This is a genomic window from Vibrio sp. 03_296, assembly GCF_002265885.1.
Genome location: NZ_NPKW01000586.1, coordinates 1 through 472 on the forward strand (window position 1 = coordinate 1; position 472 = coordinate 472).

At 42.6% G+C, this 472-nt stretch carries 1 pseudogene; it reads right to left on the reverse strand.

The window, feature by feature from the left end:
* Nucleotides 1-160 (reverse strand): annotated as a pseudogene (locus tag CIK04_RS26380) (lipoprotein-releasing system transmembrane subunit LolC); the annotation flags it as partial.
* Nucleotides 161-472: the final 312 nt, after the last annotated feature.

Sequence of the window (472 nt, forward strand, 5' to 3'; positions counted from 1 at the left end):
GCGCCTCAAAGCCGTTCATCACCGATAACACCGTGACCAATGACATCACGCCAACCGTGATGCCAGCTGTCGACATATAGGAGACAAATCGGCTAAACCTGTCACCGGAGCGTCCGCGCAGGTATCTCAATCCAATAAATATAGAGACAGGATGAAACATTCTAAAAACCGTCAATAAGTTCAGCGGGCTAATAGTACCAAGAAACTGGGCACAATATAGCTAAAATATTTCATATGTCTGAGATTAACAGCAAATTTGCCATTTACGTGTTACAGAACGTATAGGGCTCTCGGTTTAAAAAACGAATTTGCGAAAATCACGGTGTGCGAAATAACATCGCTTGCCAAGCGTCGCCAGTTGGCGATAATCAACAGCTTGTAGATTCTTATTTAGAATCCCATCGGCAAAAAGGGAATAACAGCATGACAGAACAAGAGTTTTTTACCGTAAATTCAACGCTGTACGAATCAA